Source organism: Pseudomonas sp. AC463 (genome assembly GCF_979253585.1).
Window position 1 is genome coordinate 19,379 of sequence record NZ_CEEDDZ010000001.1, and the last position, 23,738, is coordinate 43,116.

The window sequence follows — 23,738 nt, forward strand, 5'->3', positions numbered from 1 at the left end:
ATTAGCCCTGCACACCTTGCAGCTCCTCCAGCGGCGCGTGGCGCCCCAACAACTCCACCACCCAATCGATAAACACCCGCAGCTTGGTGCTGATATGCCGGTTCGGCGGGAATGCCACATACATCGGCATCGGGTCCATGCGCCAGCCTTCGAACAGCGGCACCAATTCGCCACGAGCCTCGTACGCTTGGGACATGTAAGCCGGCAGCCACAGCACGCCCAGGCCTGCCAGGCCGGCGGCGAGGTAGGCGTTTCCATCGTCGACCGCCAGCGCATAGCGGCCCTTGATCTGCAGGCTTTGCGCCTGGTTGCGCATGGCATAGGGCAGTGCCTTGCCGGTGCGAGCCCACAGGAAGCCGACGATACGATGGGAGGAGTCTTCCAGCTCCCGTGGGTGCGTGGGCGTGCCGACACGCGCCAGGTAGCTCGGCGCCGCAAACACGCCCAGTTGCAAGTCGCCCAGGCGGCGGGCCATCAGCGACTGGTCCGTCAGCTCGCCGCCGCGCACCACGCAGTCGACGTTCTCATCAATGATGTCGACGATGCGGTCGCTCACGCCCATGTCGATCTGGATGTCGGGGTAGCGCGCGTAAAAGTCGGGCAGGGCGGGCACCAGGATCAGGCTGGCCAGCGGGCTTGGCACGTCCACACGCAGGCGGCCACGGGGTTGTGTGGAGGCGCCGGACAGGCTGGTTTCGGCGTCGTCCATATCGGCCAGTAGCCGCACCACGCGCTCGTAGTACACCGCGCCGTCCGCCGTGACGTTGACTTTGCGCGTGGTGCGGTTGAGCAATTTAACCCGCAACCGTGCCTCCAACTGCTGCACCAGTTGGGTCACGGTGGTCTTGCTCATGTGCAGGGTTTCGGCGGCCTTGGTAAAGCTGCCGGCTTCCACCACGCGGGCAAAGGCCTGCATTGCATCAAAACGGTCCATGGCGGGTTCCGATTGTTTGGGTTTTACAAACAGTGATAGCTAAGGTTGCGCGTTTATCCGGCGGGCACAAGCCCCTAGAGTTGCTCTCTCGTTAACTTCCCTGATAGAGACCGCTATGACACAGCGTGATGTGGTTTTTCCAGCCGGGCGCCAGGCGCTTTACGAACGCAATCGTTATTCGCCGGCGATCAAGTCCAATGGTTTTCTGTTCGTGTCGGGCCAGGTCGGCAGTCGCGAGGACGGCTCGCCTGAGCCGGACCTGGAAGACCAGGTGCGGTTGGCCTTCAACAACCTGAATGCGATCCTGCAGGCCGCCGGTTGCACGTTTGATGATGTGATTGATGTGACGGTGTTTATCGTTGATCCCGAATCCAGGTTCGAAACCATCTGGAAGGTGGTCCCGGAGTTCTGGGGAGACGCACCACACCCGACGCTGACCGGCGTGGGCGTGACTTGGTTGTACGGTTACCAGTTTGAAATCAAGGTGATTGCCAAGTTGCCGGAGGCCACCAAGGCGTAAACCTAGCGGCTCAATTAGCGCAGGGCTGAGTTACCATGCGCCGGCGAAATTTCCCGCCGAACGCTCTGGCCACCTATGCTCTCCAACGCGCTGTACACCGACCTGTCCATCTACTACGACCTGATGTGCGCCGACATCGACTACCCGGCGCAGAGCCACAGCGTGCGCCGGCTGCATCAATTGTTTGGCAACGGCGGGCGCCGGCACCTGGACCTGGCCTGCGGGACCGGGCCGCATGTGCGGCATTTCCTCGATTTTGGCTACCACAGTGCCGGCCTGGACATCAGTCAGGCGATGCTGGAGATCGCCCGCTTGCGCTGCCCCGAGGCCCGGTTCAGTCGCCAGGACATGGCCGGTTTCGACGTGGACGAACCCCAGGACCTGATCACCTGTTTTCTCTACTCCACCCATTACAACGCCGGGCTGTCCCAGCTACGTGCGTGCCTGGCGAGTGTGCACGCCGCGCTCGCCGAAAACGGCGTGTTCTGTTTCAACGCAGTGGACAAAGGCCAGATCGACAACGGCTTATTGGTCCGCCATAGCGTGGAGCGCGAAGGCAGCCACTTTACCTTTGGTTCCGGCTGGCACTACCGGGGCGAGGGCGAGCAGCAGTCGTTGCGCCTGACAATCGAGAAAACCACGGCGGGCGTCACCCAGGCCTGGCAGGACGAACACCGCATGGTCGCCGTCAGTTTCATCGAGCTTCAGGCGCTGTTGCAGCAACACTTTGAGGTGCATATTTTCGAGCATGACTACCAGCGAATCACGCCGTGGGGTGGCGTGACGGGGAATGCGTTGTTTGTGTGTGTGAAACGCTGAGCCTCAGCGTTTCCGGCGCTGCGCCGAAGTGTTGGTTGATCACGGCTCAGGCGGTTAAAGAAATCGGGTATCTTTAGCCGCCTCAGCCGCCAGCCCGCTCCAGGCTCGGCGCATGATCGATGGTTTAGGGAAGAACGAAATGGCACTCAAGGTGATGGTGGTCGGTGGCTACGGCAACTTCGGCAGCATCGTTTGCCGGCACTTGGTGGGCGCGCCCGGCGTTGCACTAGTGATCTCCGGCCGCGACCCGCACAAGTTGCAACGCAAGGTCGATGAATTGAACGCCACGTCGGGCAACGCCTGCGAAGGCTGGTGCGGCGATGCCATGGGCACCGGGTTCGCGAGTGTTTTGCAGGCGATGAACATCCAGTTGGTGATCCACACCGGTGGCCCGTTCCAGGGGCAATCCTATGCCGTCGCCCAGGCCTGCATCGACGCGGCGGTGAACTATTGCGACCTGTCCGACTGCCGAACCTTCGTCAACGGCGTGGGCGTGCTGGATGCCAGCGCCCGGCAGGCTGGCGTGGCGATTCTCAGTGGGTGCAGCTCGGTGCCGACGCTGTCGTCGGCGCTCATCGATCAATACCGCGATCGTTTCATGCGCATCGACACGATCGAACATGGCATTTCTTCCTCGGCGAAAATGCCGGGGCTGTCGACCATCGAGGGCGTACTTGCCTACGCGGGCAAACCGATCCAGCAATTAAAAAATGGCCAGATGCACCCGGTGCTGGGCTGGCTGGACCTGACGCTGCGCAAGATGCCGCAACTTGGCACGCGGGTGCTGGCCAACGTCGACGTGCCCGACATGGACATATTCGCCCGCCGTTACGGCGCCCATACCCTGAGTTTCAAGGCCGGTGCCGGGCTGAAACTCGGCGGCGTCGCCAATGGCCTGCTGGCCCAGGCGTTGCGGGTGGGCCTCGTACGCAACCACGTCGCCTGGGCCGCACGTCTGCATCGCCTGGGCACCTGGTTTGAACGTTTTGGCGATGGCAAAAGTGCGATGTACATCGACGTGCACGGCCTCGGCACGCATGGGCAGCCTCTGTCCCTGGCCGTGCAGCTGACGGCCCTGAACGACAAGGGCCCGGAAATCCCCAGCTGCGCGGCCGTAGCCCTGGCCATAAAAATGGCCCAGGGCTACGTGCCTGAACCCGGTGCCCGCCCGTGCGTGGGCGAAATCAGCGTCGACGAATACATGGCCGCCATCAACGACCCGGCAAACCTGAGCCTGGCCGTGCATTTCTCTGACGTGCAGGGCTGACCGATGCTCTACCTGTGCGTGAAATACCTGCACATCATCGCGGCGATTTTCCTGTTCGGCTTCGGCATCGGCTCCTACCTCTACCTGATCGCCGCGAGCCGTACGGCCAACCCCCAGGTGATCGCCCATGTGGCGCGCATGGTGGTGCAATTCGATACGTGGATCACCACACCGGCGGGCTTCATCCAGATCATCACCGGCCTGCTGCTGGTCCACCTCACCGGGCTCGGCGTGACCACGCACTGGGTGCTGACCTCGCTGGTGATCTTCCTGTGCGTGGGTTCGCTGTGGCTGCCGGTGCTGGTGCTGCAGAAGCGCCTGCAGCAGATGGCGTCGACGGCGGCACAGACCGGCACAGCGCTGGAGGAGGGCTACCGTGACGTGTATCGCAAATGGTTCTGGATGGGGGTTTTGGGCTTCGCGGGGATGTTTGTGATCGTGTTGATCATGGTCACGAAAATGACCCCGTGGCAGTTGCTCGCGTTGTTGGCAGGCACCTGAACCCTTAGCGCCTGGCGCTCCAGGCCACTGCACATAAGGCCAGCCCTGCGACATTCAGCGACACCGGATTGAACGCCTCCTTGAGCAGCCCCGGGCTGAACACCGCCACATCCACCAGCAGCCCAACCAGCGCCGCCGCCGCCACCGCAATCGGCCAGGGATTGCGCGGCGCAAGCAGTATCCATAACGCCAGCGCAATCTCCCCAACCCCCGCCAGGGTGGCGAACAACTGCACCTGCTCGATGCCATGGGCCTGGATCATCATCCGCTCGCCGGCGCTCAGCCACAGCAACTTCGGTATCAGCCCATGGTAGGCAAACATGAACGCCAGGCCGCCGCGCGCGATCCAGTTGATGCGCGCCAGGGTGTTCACAGTGGCGCCTTCAAAAAGCGCTGTTCATGGTCCGCCGTCGGCAACAGGCAGGTGTCGTATTTGCCGAACAGCCGATAACGTTTGCGCGCGACGCGGTCATAAGCCCAATCCCGCAGCACCCGCGGGATGACACGCAACAACCCCAATGGGCGCCAAGCGGCCGGCAGTTGCCCGATGATCTCCAACACCGCCTCCGAACGCAGCCAATACTGCCGGTCACGAATCACCGCCAGCGTGTCGAACTGATCCAGCGGCAACCCCGCCCACGCCAACAGCGCCTGCCCCTCTGGCGACTGCACGGCCGCCAACCGCACCCGCTTCGAATGATCATGGCGAATCAGAAACCGTGCCCAGCCATTGCACAACTTGCACACACCGTCGAACAACACCACGGTTTCACCGGGCTGCAGCAGCGGCGCGGGGGCAGGGCGGGTATGGGGTGCGGGCATGGGCGTGGGTCCAGTGGGGCTGGGTGAGAGGGGATGATACCTGGGTTGGTGGGGGTTAGGTGTGGGACGCTCTCATGCTGGCGCGCTGGATCGTAATGACACCAGCGCGCGTTCTACTGAATTACTTAAGGTGCAGCCACTTCCTCGGTGCCTGGAACCTGCGCACGCAAGCGTCGACCGATAATGTCCATCAGGTCACAGCCATCGCGCAAAGGAATCGCCAGCAACTGCGCGAAGTCAGAAAGCACGACCGAGTCGGTTTCCATCTCGCTGCGAAAGGCAATGTTTTCCAGCACCTGAGTCACGGTGCGAATGCGATAGTCGGCCATGGCTTGCAGCACATCGAGCGGCGCTTGCGAGTCGATAACCAGCGATGCAGGAACCAGATCGATTCCGGTGAGAGGGATGTATCTTTCCATCATTGAAACTCCGATAAGTGCAGCTATTGACCGCCACTTATTCGTCGCCAAACGAAAGGGTGGCAGCTGTACGCAGGTTGGCGAACCGGTATCGGAGGACCCGGCAGACCCGAAGGTCTCCCGCGCACAGCCGCCATAGAGACAGCTTTGCAGGCGTGCAACAGCCTCTACAAAAAAGCGAGGGGCTTTTGCATCCGATAGACAGGTCGCCAAACCTGATCGCCGTGCGGGCGACGGGGCGGACTATAAGCGGCATTGGGTTGGGTGGGCAACCTTGGGGTTGTAAGCGGGGGATGAGGAGGTGCTGCGCATCGCGATTTGTCGCTAGGACAGCAGTCCTGCGTCATTTACGATACTCGCTAAAGGACATTATTTGGACCGACATGAACTTCATCGACGAATTGGTAGCCGCCTTCCCGGCAAGGAATCCGGTCCCTGCGGTATTGCGACAGACCATGGAGTTTCTGCAAGCACTAGGCTGCGTCCGTCACTACCGCAGTGGCGGTCGCTACATGACCTTGCATCCCGAACCTGAATACACCGACTGCGCCATCACCGCCTTTCACATCCCGGACCCCGCCGATACAGCCCGGTGGACTGCCAGCGAAGATCCCCGCGTAAACGAGCGGCTCTCAATATTCCTCAGGACGGGGGGCGATGGATCGTGGGCCGGGTTGTGGCTGGACGACCACGATCAGCAGCGCATCGTCCACCTTGGCTCGGGCTCAGGATCAGACATGCTGTGCATCTTGACCCATGGTGTGGAAGACCTGATCCGCTTACTGGCCATCGGTTACAACGAGCACTGCTGGCCAGAGCAGTTTTCGAGCACACCGTCCGAACTGCGCGAACAGCACTACAGCGATGATGACTACCCAGCACCGCCCAAGGCATTGCGCGACTACGTGGAACGCACGCTTGGCCTCAGCATCCCCGCACGCGCATCGGATCTCATCCCAAGCACAACAAGCATGGACGCGCGTGAGTCCAGTGACCCGTTCTGGAACTGGCTTAAACAGGTAAGAAATGATTGAAAGGTTTCGTGCACTTAGAAGATGTCAATTCGATAGCTTTTCGCGTGTTGATTGAAACAGGATCACCCAGCGCCAGGCTGTTTCCTGGCTAGCCCGAGGGCGTGTGAAATGAAACTGATTCTTGCGATGTTGTTGATGCGAATCTGCTGCAACAGGCAAGAAAAAAGGCGCCAAATTCGCGCCTTATCGTTACGCCCCGGGGCCTTGGTTGCTGACACCGATTGATTGATGCCAGTGCCGCCTGCCACATCGAGTAGCAAGTCCACGCTTTTGCCTCCGGTCAGGTTCAGCACTTCGTCCGCCCATCTCGGAGTCGTACTGTATTGAGTGGTTGCAAAAGCGTTTTCCGCAGCTTCATTCCGACTGGCTGCAAGCATAGCGATCATTGAGCCGCGTAAACGGTGGCTACTGGGCGGGAGTGGTCACTCATGAATGTCCGCTGTTGGCCGCAAACCGCGGCTCATGGATGGAAACTTTCGGCCAAAAGCGGCCCGTGATGATCGGTAGCTTTCTACGAAAAAGCCCGATCGAATCAAATCACTTTTTAACCGGTGTATCCCAGCATTCGGGTTTAAGCGAGCATACGTTGTATTGCCGATCCATCAACGCCATGCGGTTGAGATGGGCATCAGTGGCGGCGTTCAGTGATTGCTCACTGGTGACCATGTAGCGCGCGGCTCTATCGCTCATGCGTGCACTCCATTGGCGCCGAATTTTTTCATCCAAGGCTTTTGGTGACGTGGTCATGGCTTGAAGTGTACCGTCGTCTACTCGGCTCAACTCGTCGCGGTAGGTCTCTATGTACTGGGTTCGTGCGGCGTCGTGCTGGTGATTCAGCTCGTACTGGAGCGCTTCCAAGTTTTGCTTGTAGAGGGCCCAGTAACCGTCAGGCAGCACGCCAGCGTCTTTCTTTCGTAGCGCGGCAATACGCCCATCGTTGTCGGTATTGGCACTGAGTACCGGCTTGAGCGACGAGATGATAACGGGGTCATTGCTGATAATCTGGTTCATCAACACAGTACGTAAACTGGTCTGAGGCAGACTCTGGCCCAGGGGCTCCACGTGGATCGGCGCCGTTGGTTTCAGGGAAACAGGTTGGCTTGCGCAACCTGTAACCAACAAGGCAAAAAAAAGAACCGACGAGAGAGGATGACGTAAAAACATAAGCTACCCATGAGCATGGCTGGTTAGGGAACCGAGCATAACACCCGCCAATCGATAGTGTCATTTTGACATCGCTCCAGCGCCGTCAACCTTTCTGTTACCGGAGTGCAAGCCCGACTTCACTTATGCTGCCTGCCGCCGCAAGGTCAGGATGTCAGCTATGGGGCGAAGCAGTCCTTAAAAAATCATCTTGATCATCATCGGGCTTGCTTGACCCCAGCTTGGATGCCTCAATGCCAGGACGGCCCGCATTCGCCCCTTAGCTGACGTTCAAGCTCACACGATTTTCGGCTTAAAGATTGGTCGCTCAAATGCTGCGCTCCGGCGCGCCTGGCTTGAATAACGCAGCAAGAATCGGATAGTAGGTACTGTACGAATTCCAGTCTGATAGCACTCCAAACCAATAGGAGTTCGACCATGGTGTTTCGTATAACTGGCCTTTGCCCCGAGCCATTCCAGTCACTGTTTGGACTGCCCGACCAAGAGCTCGCGTCTCTGGGGGTAAAGCGTTACATCGTCGACAGCAACCCAGGTTTTCCTGACCGAATAGAAATGAAGGATGCGGAGCTGGGTCAGAGCGTGCTTTTACTCAACCATGTCTCTCAGCCAGCCAAGACGCCATACCATGCCTCACACGCGATCTTCATACGGGAGTGGGCCACGCAAGCTTATGACGCGGTCGACCAGGTTCCCGAGTCTATGCGAATCCGCCTACTGTCCCTTCGCGCTTTCACTGATGACGGGATGATGCTAGACGCCGACGTCGCTGATGGAACAGCAATAGAACCTGTCGTTACTCGGATGTTTGCCAATCCAGAGGTTAGTTACATTCACGTTCACAACGCCAAGCAGGGTTGCTACTCCGGGCGAATAGATCGGGCGTAGTCACCGCAAGTCTTGGTGACTCCTCCTGTTGTCGACTCTGCAGGTCATCGACTGGCCAGTATTGTGGCCGATAGCGGCGGGTCACCAGAGCTTAAGTTCGGGCTGAAGCGAGCCCCTGTTGCCTGCCAATTCAACGGCGTCGTGATGGGCACGCAGGCTTAGACTGTGGCTGACGTGATAACCCATAGTGACCTCGTATATTCAGGAGGCGGGTGAATCTGTATCGCAGAGCATTGCTACCAGTTCAGTCGCCAGGGCGGCCGCGTCTTGTCGATAGGCTTTGTTCCAGTTGCATGACCAGTCATCGGGCCTGCCCTGGTCTTCCCATTGCGCCAACGCGAGCCCATTGACTATCTCCAGTTCGAACCACAGGCGCTGCCAAGCGACGGCGTCCTGGACCGAAGCCGTGTCTTGCCACAGGAATTCTGTTTGCGCGACAAAAGCCGACCATGCAAACAGATCCTCCGATGCTCGTTCGCCGAGCGTTAGCCAGTACTGTTTGCCACTCACTGAACGATTCCTTGTCGTTGTATTGCCAGCCATGAGTCTGCACTCGTTAGCCTTTTTATAACGGGTCTATGCCTGGATAGAGGTCCGCCGGTGGATGGTAATCGGGTTCCTCGAAGCGGCTATTGTTGTAATGGGTTTTGGCCGTCGGCCCGTCGCCCTTGTAGGTCACCTGCGAATTTGGCGTGAGATGCCACCCGTCTCCGTTCTTGTCGCGCTCGATCAGTGAAGGGTACAACGTGCAGGTGCCTGATGAACCTGATGTCAGCCTGAACTGGTAAAAACGCCCAGCCTGGGGCGTGAACTTCGTCGTAACGTAGCAGGATTTCGTGCGCGTCCCCTTCCAGAACATACCCACGTGCGTTTCAATGCCGGGTCGGATCCGAGTTTCGTAATAGTCCGACGTGAGGTTTTGCCCTGCTTTCGGCATCCCCTGATCCTGCGTATGGATGAACGGCAGCGGCCCACTGCGAATTACGCCACCCGAACGTATACCGTTTTCGTATTGGTACAGGTCGGCATGTTGGGTGAAGTTGACGATGCGTATCCAGGCGGGGTTGGGCTCGTTTGCAGGTGCGGTGAAGTAATCGGTGTGGGGGAAATACTGGCAACCTGCGAATAACGGCAGGGTCAGCAAGCAGAGCGCAGTGCGTATCGACATGTAGCCTGTCCTTTTGCGCAGTCACGGTAGAGACCACAAGAAGAGAGGTGCATTGCATAACCGCTGAAAAATCTTGTTGTCGGCGGATTGAGATCTGGATTGCCGTCGTGGATGCCAGTAATAAGCCCCTGACTCACAGAGCAAAACGGGCCGAAATGGAACTGTATCGAGTACGCCGCACACATAGCAACAGCTCAGGCGAATTCCAGTTTGACGCAATACCGCCGGGCGCCTACTTCATCTGGAGCGTGGTTGACATGAATTCGCTGACAAGACGAATCGTCGTCGAAGCAGGCCAGCGGACCACTGTGTTTCTTACCAACGATTGAGCCATTCACCATAAGGAAATAAAGGATGTTCAAGAGGATATTGGGGCTGGCTGCGATGTTATCGCTGGGCGGCTGCGTCACCGGTTCCAACATGATTGATCGAGCTGATGAACATAAGCTCATCGATTCCCAAAAAGCCATCGTCGTCGGTTTTGTTTCCGAGGGTTTTCTTACTCAACCCCACGGACTGAATGTGCTGCTCAAATACCACGATCCGAACCCGCAAGCGAAAGCGACGCGCATCGCGCTGACTACGCTGGACCAAAACAACGAAGTTCGTGGCAACACGCATATAATGGGCAACACCTTCGTTTACGAAGTACCTGCGGGCACCTACGAAATCACCCATTGGTACTACCGTTTTTATGACGGGTTCAGTGCCGATCAGAAAAAACCGCTGGTCTTCAGCGTCAAGCCTGGGGACGCCGTCTATATCGGCAGCTTCCACGCAAACGCGCTGACGATGTGTCTTTCCAATCGTGACGACTTTGCAAAAGCCGTCATCGATATCAAAAAGGCTCACCCATTCCTGGCCCACGTGGCGATAACCAACCTGTCCCAAGACCTGCAATTTCCAGGCTGGCCTAATACAAAGGCCACGGATGTATTTGGAAAAGGACTGTGCAAGGTGCAATAACGCGTTCAGGCCTACCCCTGATCGCTCCACACCGCCAACTCATACCCATCCGGATCGCTGAAGTGAAACCGGCTGCCGCCCGGAAACGCAAACGTCTCGCGGGTAATCACCGCGCCCAGGGCTTTTAGCCGCTGCTGGGTGTCCGCGAGGTTATCCGAGTACAGGATGATTAAAGGGCCGCCCGGGCGAACCGGCTCGCCGGTGGTGAAACCACCGGTCAGGCGGCCATCGCTGAATTCGCTGTAGGTGGGGCCGTAGTCGACGAATGTCCAGCCGAACGCGCGGCCGTAGAAGGCTTTGCTGCGGGCAATGTCGCCCACGTTGAGTTCGATGTTGTCGATCTGTCGGTCTTTTCCGCGAACGCCCATGGTTGCCTCCTTGGCTGCTGTTTACGCGGGCGAGTGTAGCGTATTTGCCCTTCAGGCCTCACGGATGAAACTTCCTCCCCAGCGCATCCAGCCGCACGGCAATCGGGGGCAATTGCTTGCTGCTGCGGGCCAGCATTTCCACGTCGTCGGCGGTGCTCTGTGCAATGCTCTGCACCGACTGCAAGCGCCCGACAATCTCGAGGTTGGCCGCCGTCTGTTCGCGGGTGGTGCTCACGATGTGCCCGTTGAGTTGATCGATCTGGCTGATGTCGTTGCCTACCGCGCGGAGCATTTCGACGGCGACTTGGCTGTCTTCCACGCAGCGTTCCACGCCCTGGCGGCTGTCGTGCATGGCTTCGACGGCCTGGCGGCTGCCTTGTTGCAAACCGTCGATGATGGTTTTGATTTCCTGGGTAGACACGGCGGTGCGCTGCGCCAGGCTGCGCACTTCGTCGGCGACCACGGCAAACCCACGGCCTTGCTCGCCAGCGCGGGCGGCTTCGATAGCGGCGTTGAGGGCCAGCAGGTTGGTCTGGTTGGCGATGCTGCTGATCACTTCAAGCACCGAGCCGATCTGTTCGGCCTGCACTGCCAGGCCCTGCACGGTCTGGTGGGTGCCTTCCAGGCGTGAGGCCAGTTGGGTGATTTCGTGCTGGGCGCGGCCGACGCTGTCCTGGCCGCGCAGGATTTGTTTACTCGCGACGCCGGCGTGTTCAACCGCTTGCTCAACGTGCACTGTAATGTTGCCCATGGCGTCTTCCATGCGCTGCATGGAGCCGGTCATTTGCGCGATTTGTGCCAGTTGGTGGCGGGCGCCGGTTTCCAGGGTGCCGCTGGCGTGGGCCAGTTCCTGGCCGAGTTGGCCGAGGCCGTGGGAGTCGCGCGCGACGCCGTCGATAAGGCCGGTTATCTGCTGCAGGAAGTGGTCGAAACGCTTGGTGAGGGACACATGCACTTTGCCTTCGCCCTGGGCGGTTTCGACGCTGAATTGCGAGGTGACGGCGAGCATCTTTTCCAGCATCTCCTGGCTTTCGACCGCGTCTTTGTGGCTGTGCAGGGCCAGGTAGAGCAGGGCGACGGTTTCCATCACCACGTAGAAGGCGTGCACGAAAATCATGCCCCAGCCGCCATGGTGCGCCATTACAAACACCGGCACACCCTGATGCTGCAACGCGTGGAACACCACGTGGTGCACGGCGATGGTCAGTGCTGCCACCAGGATCGGCAGCCAATCGCGGTAAAACGTCAGCACCGCCAGCAGGGCGAAAATGCCGAAGTGCGATTCGATCACGCCCTCGGCCTGGTTGATGTGCAATGCGGCCATGACCATCAGGCCTGCGCCGAGTGCACAGCGCATCACGCGGGTGCCGCCGATGGCACGGTACAGCGCGGTGAGCAGCAGGCTCGTGCCGCCGCCGACGATGAGCGCCTGCACCAGGGTGTCGTGCCAGAACGCCAGGCCTACAGAAAATACAAACATCAGCCAGATCAAAGCCAGCATGATGCGGTCGGCCTTGCGGTAGTACTCCCTAAAACGCATGCGTGCGGGCATTGACGCTTACTCCATGTGGACGAGCCAGGAACAAAGCATGCGGCGTGCCACTACGGCATGCCGGTACAGAGCAAAGCAGGGCGTTTTGCAGGTTCAAGGACGCCAATAGGCTATCGGCGGGTCGGGTAGCGACTTTAGGCGGGGGGGAGTTGGAGGGCCTTATCGGCCCTCCCTGTGTTTTAGAAGCTGTACTTGGCTGTCAGCATCATGTTGCGCGGGTTGCCGTAGCTGTCGCCGCCATAGCTCACGTCGCTGGCGATGGCGTTGTAATAACGGCGGTCAAAGATGTTGTTGGCGTTGACCTGCAGGTCCAGGTGGTCGTTAACCTTGTAGCCGGCCATCAGGTCGGTGACGGCGTAGGAACCCTGTTTGAGGCGGTAGGTGTTGCCATCGGTCAGCTTCACATCGTTGTACATCCGGCTCTGCCAGGACAGGTTGCCGCCGACTCGCAGCCGTTCCAGTGCGCCCTGGAAGCGGTAGCTGGTGGTCAGTTTGAACAGTTGCTCCGGCGTATCCGTGTCGAGCTGCTTGTTGACCAACTGCGGGTTGGCCTCATCCTTGATGGTGTGGGTACGTGCGTAGGTGTAGCCACCGCCGACCTGCCAGTTTTCGGTCAAGGCGCCTTGCAGTTCGAAGTCGATACCCTGGCTGCGCACCTTGCCGGAGGCTTCCGAGCAGGAGGCCTGCGGGCAGTTTGCGACGATCACCGACACGGCGCGGTTTTCCTGGTCGACGTTGAACAATGCCACGCTGGCATTCAACGCACCGCCCAGGTATTCACCCTTGATGCCGACCTCATAGTTCTTGCCGACGATCGGCTTGAGCGGGGTGGCGGAGGTGTCCTTGGCCGTCTGCGGCGTGAAGATATCGCTATAGCTGACGTAGACCGAATGGTGGTCGTCCAGCTCGTAGATCAACCCGGCGTAGCGGGTGAGGTTGCGGGTCACATGGTAGTCGCTGTCGTTACTGCCATGGGCGTCGTAGTCGTACCAGTCCAGGCGCGCGCCGAGGATCAGCTTCAACGGGTCGGCCAGGCTCAGGCGGGTGGTCACGTAGACGCCGTCCTGGGTGGTGACTTCGCGGTCGTTGCCGGTGTGCACGAAGTCCGGCTTGCCGGCAGTGAGCGGCCAGTTCAGGTTGTAGGGGCTGTAGTTGTGGGTGGTCATGTCGTAGATGCGGCGGCTGGCGCCCACTACCAGTTCATGGGTGCGCCCGAACGCCTGGAACGGGCCGCTGGCAAAGGCGTCAATGCCGGCCTGGTCTTCATCGTAAGAGGCCTGGTACACCGTGCGCGCCAGTGTGTTGGCGACCCAGCGCGACTGGTAGGAACCGGAGAACAACGCGTTCTGCTGCGCGTAGTTGGCATTGACCTGAAGTTTCCAGTCATTGGCCAGTTGCTGGCGCAACTCGGCGAATACCGTGTTGATTTCCTGGTCCTTGTTCTCCCAGTCGGTGCCGGGGTTGTAGGAGCGCGGCAGGTTCAGGTGATGGCCATCCTGGCCGATCATCGAGGAGCCCCAGAAATAGTTGGTCTTGTCCTTCTGGTTGGAGAAACCGAGGGTCAGGCTGGTGTCTTCGCTCAGGTCGGCCTCGGTGACGGCGTAGAACAGGCCGTGATACGACTCGACGTCATCGATAAAGCTGTTGGCATCGCCGTAGGAGGCGACCACCCGGCCACGCAAGGTGCCGCTGTCATTGAGCGGGCTGGAGGCGTCGATTTCACCACGGTAGTCGTCCCAGGTGCCGGCGGAGCCGGTGAGGGTGACTTTCTGCTCGTCCAGTGGGCGTTTGCGCACCAGGTTGATGGCCGCCGACGGGTTGCCCGCGCCGGTCACCAGGCCGGTGGCGCCACGGACGATTTCGACGCGATCGAACATCGCCAGGTTCGGCTGGGCGCCCACCGACACGCCGTTGTAGCCGCTCGGGATGCCGTCATACATCAGGTTGTCGATGTCGAACCCGCGCGAGGTGTAGGACTCCCGGCCAGGGCCGTTGGAGTAGTTGAGGAACAACCCCGGCGTGGCGTTGACCACGTCATTGATGCTGGTCATCGCCTGGTCGTCCATACGCTGGCGCGTAATCACGCTGACGGCCTGCGGGGTTTCACGCAGGGTGAGCGGCAGCTTGGTCGCGGTCTTCATCGAACCGGTGGTGTAGGACTGTGTGCCTTCGGTGGTCTCGCTGAGTTGCGGCGCGCCGGAGACTTGGGTGGCGCCCAGTTCAATCGTGGTGGCCGGGGTTTCGGTGTCGGCGGCGAAGGCCGCGTGGGAAGTGGCAAGGCAGACCGCCAACGCGATCAGACTGGGTGTAAAACCTTTAGCGGCGTGTTGTTGCACAGACATCGAACGGACTCTCCCCAAAGTACCGTCCATGGCGAATAATAAAGATGTTGATAATTATTCGTATTAGTGTGCCGTACTGTGGCGGATAAAAAAAGCCTTTGGGATGAATCAGTTAACGAATTTTTCACATCTTAGGTGCAGGCGATTTGCCAGCTATAACGCGAAAGGGCGCCACTATCGGGTGTGGCGCCCCTTCACCGAGGAGGTTGGATCAGCCGTAAAACCCGGCCCACGCCCAGGTCCAATCCAGGCTCGACCCCAGCACTTCCGCCAGCATGTGCAACAGGATCGGCACCAGCAGGCCACCGCTGGCAATCCGCGCCCAGGCGAACAGGCAACCGACCACGAAGATCAAGGCCAGCGTGATCGAGCTGCCGTATTGGGTATGCAGGGCGGTGAACAAGGCTGACGTCACGATAATCGCAACCCACTTCCACACCACACTGCGCTCATACGGAAACAGGCGAAGCAGGTAGTGCCGCATCATCAGTTCTTCGGCGATGGGCACAAGGATGATCAACGAGGCGAGCTTGATCAGGGTTTGCCCCTGAGTCAGGCCGCTGAACAGTTCTGCCATGAACGCTTCACGCGGCTGGTTCATCACGATCACGGCGAGCCCGCACAACGCATAGAGGGCGATGACGCTGATCGCGCCCAGGCGCATGGGTTGGCGGATGCGGTTGCCGTAAAACCTCGCGGCGAGGTTGCGCCGGTGCTGCACAACGAACAGGCCTGCCAGCAGCACTGCAATCACGCCGAGGTTGGTGATAAACATCACGTAGTGCTGCATCTCTGGCGGGGTCAGCAACAGGCCCGGAACCGGTGCCAGGGTGAAGATCAGGGCCGCCAGTACAAACATCCCGAGGCGTCTGAAGAAGCGGAAGTCGGAGGGCGAGGGGGTTGTGTCGCGGGTAGTGTCCGAGGGGGTTAGAACGTGTGTCACAGTTGCTCCTTGCGTGCGATTAAATAAAAGTTTCTTTTAAACGTTGTTCGCTGTGTTTTTGACATCTGGATACATCAGCGGCAGGTACGGGATCACAGCGTTGCTGGAACTGGTTCTAATGTTTATTGCGATAGGAGAACAGTAACTAATGATTTTGTCAAAATTTTCGCCGGCACGTTTCTTGTAGCGAAATGGAAAGTCTATAGTTATAGTCGAGTTGTCAGTTTTTATTTTTGCATAGGAGCGCAAGTATTCGTCAGGGAAAAAGTCTGGACTTATTTTGCTCCCAATTTTCAGGAGTGAGAAGAAATGGCTGGAATTATGCTGTGTTGTGTTGTTGGATGTGAGGTGTTTTGGGAAAAGCGACTTATTCAGCTCGGTTAAACAGCTGAGTACGAAGCCAATTGATCTAAGCAGTAAGTGGTTTAGGGAAAATGCGGTGCTCACCGTACTTTTATACTTTTTGTGAATATCAGGTGCTGGGCCAAGCTGGTTTTCTGCACCGACAGCTACCTGAATGTAGAATCCAGAAACCTCAACATTGTTGTGGTTGGTGAGTTTTGTCAGCGCAATTTTTGCATGGTCGTGTTTAAGCCGATTGGCCATTTTTTTGAAGTCTTCATGTAGTAAGTTAGTAGCGCCAAGCAGTGATGAATGAATGTTCGACTTTTGTTCTTTTAGCCAAAGTATTGCATTTTGGTTGTCAGTTTCGCTGGGCGGGGTAAAACATTTAATTATAAGTGCCAAGGCGTCGTGAAACTCGTCAATGGAATAGATAAGCTGCTTGAGGTGGACTGGCTCGCTAACGAATTGCGGAGTGTCGTCGTCTCTTGAAACGAAGGCCTTTTCATGGGTGTCAACTAACAGCTTAAGCGCATCGTTAAGTATGTCTGCCGGGTGCGCGAGGATGTATTTGTGCTGTTCGTGGTATAACCTTTCTGGATCAGCATTAACCAGGTTGTTATAGAGAGACAGTTTGTTTTGATGAAATATTTGAGCGGGCATGCCGAGAGTTCCATTCGTTGGGGTAGCCATAGTTAATCGGAGGTGACATGTTTTCTTGGCAAGATATCAAAATGACATCATTTGCGTCTACGTTGTTTTCCGCGGTGGCTGGAAAAGGCTGTAATTTCATTTTCCGGAATAGAGAAACCATCTTTTCAACACGTGTCCGAGCTTCCAGGAATCGCTACCCGGCTCGTCCCTTCACCTCGCGTAACACCTTGCCCGACTGGATCGACGCAATGCCCAACTGGCGCCTCAATCAGGTAGACGCTCACCGACACCAGCGCCTTGACTCGCTCTGGCCACAGCGCCGAAACGATGTTTGCCAAGCTCGCGCCCCAGTCGTAGCCACCGAGAACGGCCTGCATGATTTTCAGCGCGTCCATAAAGTCGATCACATCGCTGGCCGGCCTTGATGTGCTTGAGGGCGCCCAGGCCTGTTTAAGAAAACCGGTTGAGCTAAAGACCGTGTATCTGTGCCAAGCCCGTACCCACTGCGATACAAAGCTGGCTCAGGAAAGCACGATCTCGTAAGGCTCGCGCATGCGCTCCAACAGCACCTGGGCCAGCATCGGCGCCAGGCCGATCTGCGGGTCACCCACTAGCTGGCTGGCAAAGGCATGGGCGGCGTGGAGTTTGCGCGCCACGCTCCAGGTGTCGAGGCGCACCTTGCGCGCCCGTTGCCAGGGGATCACCGCGCCTTCGCGGGCAGGCCAGTGCCAGGCCCAGATCGGCAGCTCATACAACTTCGCGCCCACCAGGCTGCAGGCCTTGGCACTGGCGCGGCCGACCGCGTCGTGGTCGTCATTGCCATCGTTGCGCCAGGTGGAAAACACCACGTCGCCAGGTTGCAGGTAACGCGCGATAAATTGGCTCAGCTGTGGCTCGCGGGCGGCGAGGGCGTTATCGCAAAAGCCGCCGCGAATCCACTTCAGGCTGTGCAGGGGCATGCCCAGGCGGCGCAGGGCTTCGGCGCTTTCCTGGGGGCGCACCACACTCAGGCGGCTGGCGGGCCATACATGGGAGCCGGGGTGGCTGGCGCTGCCGTCGGTGATGGAGATCAGTTGCAGCGGGTGTTCCAGCGTGGTGAGCAATTGCAGTAACCCGCCGCAGGCCAGTACTTCGTCACCGGGATGGGGCGCGATAATCACCACGCGTGCGCCGTGGGGGACCAGTGCGGCCGGGGTGATGGGCAGGATCTGCGCCAGCTGCGGGGCGCTGTTCCAGACTTGCGCGGGGCCGCGGCGGCCGTCGCTTAAGGAGGCAAGCTTCATGGGTGTCACGTCCTTGTCGATTGATGCTGGGTCGTGCCCCGTTGACGGGACGACTCTCTTCTATCCACCACAGGCTCCGCCGTGGAGGTTGCGCGGCAATCCAACCCTGGATTGCCGGTAAGGCGTAATCAGCATAGTCAAGGATCAGTCGTTTTTACATTGAATGATGTCGTTTTTTTCAGGACGCCAGCATCAAACCCTTCAGGTAATCGCCGAAGCCGCCTTGCGCACGGGCTTCCAGGCGCGCACTGGTGATGACTTGCGGGGTGTGGCTCCAGGCGATGGACGCGCCGCAGCGCTCCAGGTCGCGTACCAGTTGCACGTCTTCATGGCAGGCCAGCGGCTCGAAACCGCCGGCTCGCACATAGGCGCCGGCACTGATGCCCAGGTTGGCGCCGTGAATATGCCGATGCCCGTCGCAGGCCTGGTACGCCTGGTGATAGCGGATTTGCGCCGCGGGGTCGAAGCCTTCGCTCCAGGCATCCACGGTCACCGTGCCGCACACGGCATCGGCGCCCAAGGCCAACTGCGCCACCAGCCAGTCAGGGGCCACGCGGCTGTCGGCGTCGGTGCAGGCGATCCAGCGTGCGCCCTGGTTAAGCAGGTGCCGCGCGCCCACCCCGCGTACATGCCCCACATTGCGCGCCTGGAGTTCCAGGCGTTGCACCGCGAACCCTTCGGCAATCGTGGCACTGGCGTCGCTGCAACTGTCGAGTATCACGAGGATCTGTACCGGCTCGCCTTGCAGTCCGGGGTGGCTGGCCGCGAACAACGCTGCTTTGAGGCAGTCGCCCAACAACGCCTCTTCGTTATGTACCGGGATCAGAATGCCGATCATCGCAGGCCCTCAAGGGTGGCGACCGAAGTGCCGTCACGGCTCCACAGGTCGAGTAGGAAATCATCTTCGTGATGGCTGGCCACCCGGGGCATGCCCAGGCGTTCATTGAGCAAGTGGTGAACCTGCTCGGCGGTTTGCGGGCAGCCGTCGATCACGGGGCGCCAATGGCAGGCCAGCACTTGGCCGTCTGCCGTCAGGCTGCTCAGCGCGCGGTCGATCAAGCGGCTCAGGTCGTTGGCATCGAGGTAGTAGCACAGCTCACTGAGTACGATCAGCTCGAATTGGCCCGCCGGCCACTGGGCAGGCAGGCGGCTCTGCTCCACCTGCGCATGGGCAAAGCCCAGCAGGCGCGTGCGCGCCAGGTCGACGGCGGCGGCAGCCGTGTCGCAACTCAACAGCCGGTCGCAACGGGGTGCCAGCTCAATGCTCAGTTCGCCATTGGCGCAGCCGGGCTCGAAGATCGCCGCGTAGCGTGGGCGGGTCAGCAGCGCCAGGGTCAACGCGCGCTTGCGGCGCTCGTACCAGCGTTGGCGGAACGCCCAGGGGTCGTCGTTATCGGCAAACAGTTGATCGAAATAATCGGTGGCCACACTCATACGAATACCACCTCAAAAGGTTGCAGCAAACGTTCCACCACATAGGGTGCCAGCACCGGCGCCAGGCCGACCTGCGGGTCGCCCTCCAACTGGCTGGCAAATGCGTGAATGGCGTGGCGCTTGCGGGCGACGGCCTCGCAGCTCAATGGAATCTTGCGCGCGCGGTGCCACGGTACCTGGCTGTCTTCGGGGCTGGCCCAATGCCAGGTCCACACCGGCAGTTCGTACAGGGTGGCACCCACCGCCAGCGCCGCCTTGGCGCTGGCACGGCCCACGGCTTCATGGTCGCAATGGCCGTCTTCGCGCCAGGTGGTAAAGAGCACATCGGTGGGTTTGAGGTAGCGTTGGATAAACGCGGCCAGCTCGTCTTCCCGGGCTGCTACCTGGCTGTCGGCAAATCCCGCGCGCAGCCACTTCAAGTTGTGCAAGGGCAAGCCCAGCCGATGCAGGGCCTGGGCCGACTCCTGCGGGCGCACCACGCCCAAACGCTCCACCGGCCAGCGCCGCGAGCCCGGGTGGCTGGCGCTACCGTCGGTCACCGAAATCAGCTGAATGGGCCGGCCCAACGCGGCCAGGCCTTGCAGCAAACCGCCACAGCCGAGCACTTCGTCATCCGGATGCGGCGCGATGATCACGGCGCGATGGCCGTCAGGCACCAGCTCGGCAACGCTGACCTGCGGCAATTCCGCGATCAGCGACGAGGCCTGCCAGTGCTGCAGCGGCGTGCCTTGGCCAACAATCGGGTTGGGTTTCATAACTGCCACCTCCCTGTGGGGTCACCGGCGACCAGCTCGCCCAGGCCGGCAAGGTCGCGCTCGGCGTGGCTCTGGCGCACATACACCGGCAGGTCGGCCATCAACTGCGCAAAGTGCGGATCCTTGCAGTAAGGCCCGGCACCCATGGCGCGGCCGACATGACGTATCACCTGCTCAATGGTGTCCTCGATACAGGCGCGGGTCTGTTGGGCGAGCCGGCGGGCATCGGCCTGGGGTTCGCGGTCGATCTGCTGCGCACTGGCGCGCAGCACGCAGGCGGCGCTGTTCAATACGCTGTCCACGGCGCCCAGATGGACGAGGGCATGGGGTTCCGCGCGCTTGGCGCAGTGCTCGCGCAACACTTCCGCCAGGCGCTGAGCCGCGCCGTACCAGCACGCAGCGATGCCCACGCCGCCTTGCCAGAAGCCGGGGCGGGCGAGGTAGTCACCCGGCCCGCCCACGGCAATACCGTGGGCGCCGTCAAACAGCACTTCCACGCTGCCGGTCGCGGCCATGCCTACGGCATTCCACCCCTCGTCCGTCACCGTAATGCCCGGTTGATCCATCTGCACCGCCACCAGTTGCTGGCGGTCCTGATCGTCCCAGGCGGTCAGCAGCCCATGGCTGACCACCGCCGCGCCGGAACACCAGGCTTTACGCCCCTCGAGCACTAACCGTTCACCTTCGCGATGCACGCGCACCTTGGCCGTCGGTGGTTCGGCCGCCCACATGCCCCAGGTGCTGCCCAAGGGCGGCAATGGGCTGTGCAACTCGGCAATAATCGCCAGGGCATCGGTGTGGCCTTCGAACAGCTTGCACAGGCGCAGGTCATGACCGGCAACCTGCGCCAAGCGACTGAACCGCGCCAATGTCTGGCCGCCACCGGGCAACGGCAACTGGTCCAGGCCTTCTTCCTGAAGCGCCTTCAGGGCCTCGCCGAGAGCGTGCGTGTCCGCATAGCCCCGGTAGCTCTGAAGGAATCCATGCAAAGCCATCTCACACCTCGTCTTCGCGCTGCAGTTCAAACAACAGCAGGGAGCGCCCGGTCACGGCGTATTCGTGCTCGAACTCAAAGCGCTCCTGGGCCCGTACCGCGGTGTCATTGGTGTCGAGCATGCAGGTCCAGAACTCACCCTCGGGCACCGGCGGCAGGCGGAAATTGACCATGTCGTGATGGGCATTGACCACCAGCAGCAAGGTCGCGTCGGCACCGGCACGACGAATCCCGGTTTCCTGGGCGCGGCCATCCATCAGCATGCCCAGGCAACGGCCGTGGCTGTCTTCCCACTGTTCGGTGGTCATCTCGTTGCCGTCGGGCGCCAGCCAGGTTACGTCTTTTACGCCGATGTCTTCGTTGTAGTCGCCGACCAGGAAGCGCCCGCGACGCAGGATCGGATAGGCCAGTCGCAGCTTGATCAAGCGTTTGACGAACTTGAGCAGCGACCTGCCGTCGTCGTCCAGCTCCCAGTTGACCCAGCCGATCTCGCTGTCCTGGCAGTAGGCATTGTTGTTGCCATGCTGGGTACGGGCGAACTCGTCACCGGCGACGATCATCGGCGTGCCTTGGGCCAGCAGCAGGGTGGCGAAGAAATTGCGCATCTGACGCAGGCGCAGCGCGTTGATTTCCGGGTCGTCGGTGGGGCCTTCGACGCCGTGGTTCCAGGACAGGTTGTTGTTGCTGCCGTCCTGGTTGTTCTCGTCGTTGTCTTCGTTGTGCTTGTCGTTGTACGACACCAGGTCGTGCAGGGTGAAACCGTCGTGGGCGGTGATGAAATTCACCGAGCTGTAAGGGCGACGGCCGCGATGGTTGAACATCTCGCCCGAGGCGGTCATGCGCCCGGCGAAGTCGGCGAGCTGGCCGTCATCGCCTTTCCAGAACGCACGCACGGTGTCGCGGAAGCGGTCGTTCCATTCCACCCAGCCCGGCGGGAAGTTGCCGACCTGGTAACCGCCGGGGCCGCAGTCCCAGGGTTCGGCGATCAATTTGAGCTGGCGCAGCACCGGGTCCTGGCGGCAGGCCACCAGGAAGCTGTGGCGCTCATCGAAGCCATCACGGTAACGGCCGAGGATGGTTGCCAGGTCGAAGCGGAAGCCGTCGACGTGCATCTCGTTGGCCCAATAGCGCAGGGAGTCGGTGACCATTTGCAGCACGCAAGGGTGGCTCAGATCCAGGGTGTTGCCGGTGCCGGAATCGTTGATGTAGAAGCGCTTGTCGTCGGGCATCAGCCGGTAGTACGAGGCGTTGTCGATGCCGCGCATGGACAGGGTCGGTCCGCGCTCGTTGCCTTCGGCGGTGTGGTTGTAGACCACGTCGAGGATCACTTCGAGTTTCTGTTCGTGCAGGTGCGCGACCATCTCCTTGAACTCGGCGATCTTGCCGCTGGCCAGGTAGCGTGGGTCGGGGGCGAAGAACGCGATGCTGTTGTAGCCCCAGTAGTTGGTCATGCCTTTTTCCAGCAGGTGCTGGTCGTTGACAAAGGCGTGCACCGGCAGCAGTTCCACGGAGGAAATCCCCAGCTGGCGGATGTGTTTGAGCACGTCATCTTCCATCAGCCCGGCACAGGTGCCGCGCACCGACTCGCCCACCGAAGGGTGGCGCATGCTGATGCCGCGCAGGTGGGTTTCATAGATGATCGTGCGGTCCCACGGCACCCGCACCGGCTGGTCATTGCCCCAGGTGTGCGCCGGGTCGATGACCTTGCACTTGGGCACGAAGGGCGCGCTGTCGCGTTCGTCAAAACTGAGGTCGTCATCCGGGTGGCCGATGGTGTAGCCGAACAGCGCCTCGGACCATTTGAGTTCGCCCACCAGCTGTTTGGCGTAGGGGTCGATCAGCAATTTGTTGTGGTTGAAGCGATGACCGTTGGCCGGGTCATAGGCACCGTACACGCGATAGCCGTAGATCAGCCCGGGGTGGGCGTCGGGCAGGTAGCCGTGGAAGGTTTCATCGGTGTATTCGGGCAGCTCGATGCGTTCCAGCTCCACTTCGCCAGAATCATCGAACAGGCACAGTTCGACCTTGGTGGCGTTGGCCGAGAACAGCGCAAAGTTGACGCCCAGGCCGTCCCAGGTGGCGCCGAGGGGGAAGGGCAAACCTTCACGAATCCGCGACGGCTCGTTACCCGGCGTCGAAGGGGTTTTATGGGGTTTGCTCATGGTGTTGCTCCTGCAAGGGTCTTTTTTTGGGCCGAACGCGGCCGTGCTGACGAAGGCTCAGCTTGGAAATAGGGGCGATGAAAAGGCCTCCTGCCGGCAGTGCCGACAGGAGGCTTGAAGGTCAAGGCTTGGGCTTTTTCGGCGCCGGTGGTTTTTTCGCGGCCGGCGGCGTCGGCTTGCTGGCTGCCGGAACTGGCGGCTTGGCTTTGGCCGGTGGCTTGGGCGCAGTCTTGGGCTTGGCGCCAGCCTTGGGTTTGCTTGGCGTCAGCGCTTCGGCTTCGGCCAGCTTGCGCGCCATCTCCCAGTGTCGCGCGTCCTCGCCATGGGGCTTGCCCTCAGACTCCCAGATCTGATGCGCTAACTCGCGTACGCGTTTGTCTTCAGTACTCATCGCAATGCTCCTCACAGAA

The 23,738-nt window shown here is 60.2% G+C and carries 26 protein-coding genes and 2 pseudogenes; 7 read left to right on the top strand and 21 right to left on the bottom strand.

The genetic code is table 11. The features are described 5' to 3' along the window. Window position 1: 1 nt before the first annotated feature. Window positions 2-934 carry a LysR family transcriptional regulator gene (locus tag AC0IYH_RS00080; RefSeq protein WP_116627759.1) on the bottom strand — a complete coding sequence of 311 codons (933 nt, stop codon included), beginning with the start codon at window positions 932-934 and terminating at the stop codon, window positions 2-4. A gap of 115 nt (window positions 935-1,049) precedes the next feature. Between AC0IYH_RS00080 and AC0IYH_RS00085 the strand changes: the two genes are divergently transcribed. The 4 genes from AC0IYH_RS00085 (at window position 1,050) to AC0IYH_RS00100 (ending at window position 4,041) form a co-directional block, all read left to right on the top strand. Continuing rightward, a complete protein-coding gene (locus tag AC0IYH_RS00085; RefSeq protein WP_116627761.1) occupies window positions 1,050-1,454 on the top strand; it encodes a RidA family protein in 405 nt (134 codons plus the stop codon). 75 nt (window positions 1,455-1,529) lie between these two features. Then, window positions 1,530-2,273 carry a class I SAM-dependent DNA methyltransferase gene (locus AC0IYH_RS00090; RefSeq protein ID WP_471832620.1) on the top strand — a complete coding sequence of 248 codons (744 nt, stop codon included), beginning with the start codon at window positions 1,530-1,532 and terminating at the stop codon, window positions 2,271-2,273. A 139-nt stretch (window positions 2,274-2,412) separates the two neighbouring features. Further along, window positions 2,413-3,540, top strand: coding sequence for a saccharopine dehydrogenase family protein (locus AC0IYH_RS00095; protein WP_471832842.1), 1,128 nt, complete (start codon window positions 2,413-2,415; stop codon window positions 3,538-3,540). Between the two features lie 3 nt (window positions 3,541-3,543). Beyond that, on the top strand, window positions 3,544-4,041 hold the full coding sequence (locus AC0IYH_RS00100; RefSeq protein WP_471832621.1) for a DUF2269 family protein: 498 nt from the start codon (window positions 3,544-3,546) through the stop codon (window positions 4,039-4,041). Window positions 4,042-4,045: 4 nt separating this feature from the next. Here AC0IYH_RS00100 and AC0IYH_RS00105 read toward each other — a convergent pair whose 3' ends face one another. The 3 genes from AC0IYH_RS00105 to AC0IYH_RS00115 form a co-directional block, all read right to left on the bottom strand. Then, complete coding sequence (locus tag AC0IYH_RS00105) at window positions 4,046-4,414, bottom strand: DoxX-like family protein (RefSeq protein ID WP_471832622.1); 369 nt, start codon at window positions 4,412-4,414, stop codon at window positions 4,046-4,048. After that, window positions 4,411-4,863, bottom strand: a complete 453-nt coding sequence (locus AC0IYH_RS00110) for a thiol-disulfide oxidoreductase DCC family protein (RefSeq protein WP_471832623.1) — start codon at window positions 4,861-4,863, stop codon at window positions 4,411-4,413. Before AC0IYH_RS00110 ends, AC0IYH_RS00105 begins: the two co-directional genes overlap by 4 nt. Before the next feature lie 125 nt (window positions 4,864-4,988). Beyond that, window positions 4,989-5,282 carry a hypothetical protein gene (locus AC0IYH_RS00115; protein WP_471832624.1) on the bottom strand — a complete coding sequence of 98 codons (294 nt, stop codon included), beginning with the start codon at window positions 5,280-5,282 and terminating at the stop codon, window positions 4,989-4,991. Window positions 5,283-5,665: 383 nt separating this feature from the next. Between AC0IYH_RS00115 and AC0IYH_RS00120 the strand changes: the two genes are divergently transcribed. Beyond that, a complete protein-coding gene (locus AC0IYH_RS00120) occupies window positions 5,666-6,316 on the top strand; it encodes a hypothetical protein (RefSeq protein ID WP_471832625.1) in 651 nt (216 codons plus the stop codon). A 191-nt stretch (window positions 6,317-6,507) separates the two neighbouring features. Here AC0IYH_RS00120 and AC0IYH_RS00125 read toward each other — a convergent pair. Both AC0IYH_RS00125 and AC0IYH_RS00130 read right to left on the bottom strand, forming a co-directional pair. Continuing rightward, window positions 6,508-6,639, bottom strand: a pseudogene (locus AC0IYH_RS00125) (NAD(P)-dependent alcohol dehydrogenase); the annotation flags it as partial. 214 nt (window positions 6,640-6,853) lie between these two features. Then, on the bottom strand, window positions 6,854-7,327 hold the full coding sequence (locus tag AC0IYH_RS00130; RefSeq protein ID WP_471832626.1) for a hypothetical protein: 474 nt from the start codon (window positions 7,325-7,327) through the stop codon (window positions 6,854-6,856). Window positions 7,328-7,897: 570 nt separating this feature from the next. Here AC0IYH_RS00130 and AC0IYH_RS00135 point away from each other — a divergent pair. Continuing rightward, window positions 7,898-8,365, top strand: coding sequence for a DUF1203 domain-containing protein (locus AC0IYH_RS00135; RefSeq protein WP_471832627.1), 468 nt, complete (start codon window positions 7,898-7,900; stop codon window positions 8,363-8,365). A gap of 201 nt (window positions 8,366-8,566) precedes the next feature. Here the strand turns inward: AC0IYH_RS00135 and AC0IYH_RS00140 are convergent, their stop codons facing one another. Both AC0IYH_RS00140 and AC0IYH_RS00145 read right to left on the bottom strand, forming a co-directional pair. Next, window positions 8,567-8,875 (bottom strand): hypothetical protein, encoded by a 309-nt coding sequence (locus AC0IYH_RS00140; protein WP_471832628.1) that lies wholly within the window; start codon window positions 8,873-8,875, stop codon window positions 8,567-8,569. Window positions 8,876-8,930: 55 nt separating this feature from the next. Further along, window positions 8,931-9,533, bottom strand: a complete 603-nt coding sequence (locus AC0IYH_RS00145) for a hypothetical protein (RefSeq protein WP_471832629.1) — start codon at window positions 9,531-9,533, stop codon at window positions 8,931-8,933. 354 nt (window positions 9,534-9,887) lie between these two features. Between AC0IYH_RS00145 and AC0IYH_RS00150 the strand changes: the two genes are divergently transcribed. Further along, the gene (locus AC0IYH_RS00150) at window positions 9,888-10,499 is read left to right on the top strand and encodes a hypothetical protein (protein ID WP_471832630.1); all 612 of its coding nucleotides are present in this window, start codon (window positions 9,888-9,890) and stop codon (window positions 10,497-10,499) included. Between the two features lie 11 nt (window positions 10,500-10,510). On the opposite strand, the gene AC0IYH_RS00155 is transcribed toward AC0IYH_RS00150, so the two are convergent. The 13 genes and pseudogenes from AC0IYH_RS00155 to AC0IYH_RS00215 form a co-directional block, all read right to left on the bottom strand. Continuing rightward, on the bottom strand, window positions 10,511-10,867 hold the full coding sequence (locus tag AC0IYH_RS00155) for a VOC family protein (protein WP_471832631.1): 357 nt from the start codon (window positions 10,865-10,867) through the stop codon (window positions 10,511-10,513). 58 nt (window positions 10,868-10,925) lie between these two features. Then, window positions 10,926-12,419 carry a methyl-accepting chemotaxis protein gene (locus AC0IYH_RS00160; RefSeq protein ID WP_471832632.1) on the bottom strand — a complete coding sequence of 498 codons (1,494 nt, stop codon included), beginning with the start codon at window positions 12,417-12,419 and terminating at the stop codon, window positions 10,926-10,928. 179 nt (window positions 12,420-12,598) lie between these two features. Next, window positions 12,599-14,761 carry a TonB-dependent siderophore receptor gene (locus tag AC0IYH_RS00165; protein ID WP_471832633.1) on the bottom strand — a complete coding sequence of 721 codons (2,163 nt, stop codon included), beginning with the start codon at window positions 14,759-14,761 and terminating at the stop codon, window positions 12,599-12,601. 211 nt (window positions 14,762-14,972) lie between these two features. Beyond that, window positions 14,973-15,704 carry a lysostaphin resistance A-like protein gene (locus AC0IYH_RS00170; RefSeq protein WP_471832634.1) on the bottom strand — a complete coding sequence of 244 codons (732 nt, stop codon included), beginning with the start codon at window positions 15,702-15,704 and terminating at the stop codon, window positions 14,973-14,975. A gap of 36 nt (window positions 15,705-15,740) precedes the next feature. Continuing rightward, complete coding sequence (locus tag AC0IYH_RS00175) at window positions 15,741-16,709, bottom strand: hypothetical protein (RefSeq protein ID WP_471832635.1); 969 nt, start codon at window positions 16,707-16,709, stop codon at window positions 15,741-15,743. A gap of 257 nt (window positions 16,710-16,966) precedes the next feature. Beyond that, a pseudogene (locus tag AC0IYH_RS00180) lies at window positions 16,967-17,116 on the bottom strand (alpha/beta fold hydrolase); the annotation flags it as partial. Window positions 17,117-17,221: 105 nt separating this feature from the next. After that, window positions 17,222-17,983 (bottom strand): PIG-L deacetylase family protein, encoded by a 762-nt coding sequence (locus AC0IYH_RS00185; RefSeq protein ID WP_471832636.1) that lies wholly within the window; start codon window positions 17,981-17,983, stop codon window positions 17,222-17,224. Between the two features lie 178 nt (window positions 17,984-18,161). After that, the gene (locus tag AC0IYH_RS00190; protein ID WP_122772056.1) at window positions 18,162-18,821 is read right to left on the bottom strand and encodes a glycosyltransferase; all 660 of its coding nucleotides are present in this window, start codon (window positions 18,819-18,821) and stop codon (window positions 18,162-18,164) included. Beyond that, window positions 18,818-19,417 carry an SAM-dependent methyltransferase gene (locus AC0IYH_RS00195; RefSeq protein ID WP_471832637.1) on the bottom strand — a complete coding sequence of 200 codons (600 nt, stop codon included), beginning with the start codon at window positions 19,415-19,417 and terminating at the stop codon, window positions 18,818-18,820. The genes AC0IYH_RS00190 and AC0IYH_RS00195 overlap by 4 nt, the downstream gene beginning before the upstream one ends. Next, window positions 19,414-20,172: a PIG-L deacetylase family protein gene (locus AC0IYH_RS00200; protein WP_471832638.1), complete on the bottom strand. Its 759-nt coding sequence runs from the start codon at window positions 20,170-20,172 to the stop codon at window positions 19,414-19,416. Before AC0IYH_RS00200 ends, AC0IYH_RS00195 begins: the two co-directional genes overlap by 4 nt. Next, window positions 20,169-21,167: an acyl-CoA dehydrogenase family protein gene (locus AC0IYH_RS00205; RefSeq protein WP_116627814.1), complete on the bottom strand. Its 999-nt coding sequence runs from the start codon at window positions 21,165-21,167 to the stop codon at window positions 20,169-20,171. Before AC0IYH_RS00205 ends, AC0IYH_RS00200 begins: the two co-directional genes overlap by 4 nt. A gap of 1 nt (window position 21,168) precedes the next feature. Next, the gene (glgX, locus tag AC0IYH_RS00210) at window positions 21,169-23,328 is read right to left on the bottom strand and encodes a glycogen debranching protein GlgX (protein ID WP_116627816.1); all 2,160 of its coding nucleotides are present in this window, start codon (window positions 23,326-23,328) and stop codon (window positions 21,169-21,171) included. 121 nt (window positions 23,329-23,449) lie between these two features. Next, window positions 23,450-23,719, bottom strand: coding sequence for a DUF2934 domain-containing protein (locus AC0IYH_RS00215; protein WP_116627819.1), 270 nt, complete (start codon window positions 23,717-23,719; stop codon window positions 23,450-23,452). Between the last annotated feature and the right edge of the window lie 19 nt (window positions 23,720-23,738).